Genomic DNA, 1,543 nt, shown 5'->3' on the forward strand with positions numbered 1-1,543 from the left:
TTATCCTATCGTGGCAACTTTCTGACCTTTTTCGACAACATCATCCACATCACTAATGAGGCTTAGTTTGCCGCTTGCTGGTGCTAGAAGTTCATACTGAATTTTTTCTACCATTAGCTCAGCAATTACATCGCCTTCACTAACATCGCCTCCATCACTCGCTAACCAAGAGGTGATTACTGCTTCAGATTCTTCTTCCCATAGATCTACTGGAACGATTACATCAGTCATTGTTTATACTTCCTTCATTTTGTTAAAAGCTTCAATAATTTTCTCTGGGCTTGGAAGCGCCCACTGTTCCATAGGCGGTGTAAATGGAATTGGAATATCCGGGTAAGCAACACGCTGTGGGGGCGCTTTTAGCGGCACACCCGCCTCAACGACGGTTGCAATAATTTCGCCGGTCATTCCGTAACTATGGTAATCCTCATCAACAACGATCAGGCGGCCAGTCTTTTTCACCGATTCAATAACGGCGTCACGATCCAAAGGCACCAATGAGCGAAGGTCGAGCACCTCAGCACTTACACCTTGTTCTTCAAGAATACGCGCCGCTTTAAGACCATAATGAACACCCGATGTAATACCGACGATAGTGACATCAGTCCCTGGGCGAGTAACCACTGCTTTACCTAAAGGCACTTCATAATCGGCTTCAGGCACATGAACAATGGCGTCTTTCTCCGTGCCCAACCAGCCCATACCTTGCAGCGCTTTATGGAACATAAACACAACTGGGTTGGGATCACGAATCGCCGCGATCATCATCCCTTTTGCATCATAAGCATTAGAGGGCGCGACCACTTTCATACCCGGCAGATGGGCAAACGTGGCATGTACACACTGGGAATGCTGACCCGCATCGGAATAACCACCCCCTGTTGATGTCATCAACACCATAGGTACAGTAACGTTACCCCCTGAGAAATAGGTATTTTTTGCCATCATGTTGTAGATAGCGTCAAAGCACACACCAAAGAAATCGACAAACATCAATTCCACAACAGGCTTCATACCATCCGATGCAGCACCGACTGCCGCACCGATAAAGGCCGTTTCTGAAATAGGCGTATCACGCACACGTACTGGGCCAAACTCTTTGTACAATCCACGCGTATTACCAAATACTCCGCCGAGCTCACCGATGTCTTCACCCATGACAAATACTTTTTCATCGGTACGCATTTCCTGTGCGATCGCTTCAGCCATTGCGCGGGCGATCGTTAACTTACGTTCTTTTTCTTTTACTTGAGTCATCTCTATCTCCTAAACCTTAGTCCTGACCTGAAGGGCTTCACATAACGCCTTAGACAAATACTTTTTCCATCGCTTCTTCAGGCGCCGGGTACTCGCTATCACGCGCGAACTTGATCGCCTCATCAACAACCGCATGCGCATCTGCCACAAGCTGTGCATCGTCCTCATCGGTCCAGCTATAAACGTCAGCCAAACGTGCTTTCATGACAGGAATGGGATCGACTTTCAGTAACGCTTCTTTTTCACCAGCGGGACGGTAAGCTTCACCATCACCCATGAAGTGGCC

3 protein-coding genes are annotated in these 1,543 nt (G+C 47.8%); all 3 read right to left on the bottom strand.

What is annotated here, in order from left to right; all coding sequences use genetic code 11:
- A complete protein-coding gene (locus A3773_RS16695; RefSeq protein ID WP_067988606.1) occupies window positions 1-231 on the bottom strand; it encodes a biotin/lipoyl-containing protein in 231 nt (76 codons plus the stop codon).
- Window positions 232-234: 3 nt separating this feature from the next.
- The gene (locus A3773_RS16700; RefSeq protein ID WP_075109606.1) at window positions 235-1,257 is read right to left on the bottom strand and encodes an alpha-ketoacid dehydrogenase subunit beta; all 1,023 of its coding nucleotides are present in this window, start codon (window positions 1,255-1,257) and stop codon (window positions 235-237) included.
- Between the two features lie 49 nt (window positions 1,258-1,306).
- A partial coding sequence (locus tag A3773_RS16705) for a thiamine pyrophosphate-dependent enzyme (RefSeq protein ID WP_269454513.1) occupies window positions 1,307-1,543 on the bottom strand: 237 nt, incomplete at its 5' end.

Origin of the sequence: Neptuniibacter pectenicola, assembly GCF_001597735.1 — a bacterium.
GTDB lineage: Bacteria > Pseudomonadota > Gammaproteobacteria > Pseudomonadales > Balneatricaceae > Neptuniibacter > Neptuniibacter pectenicola.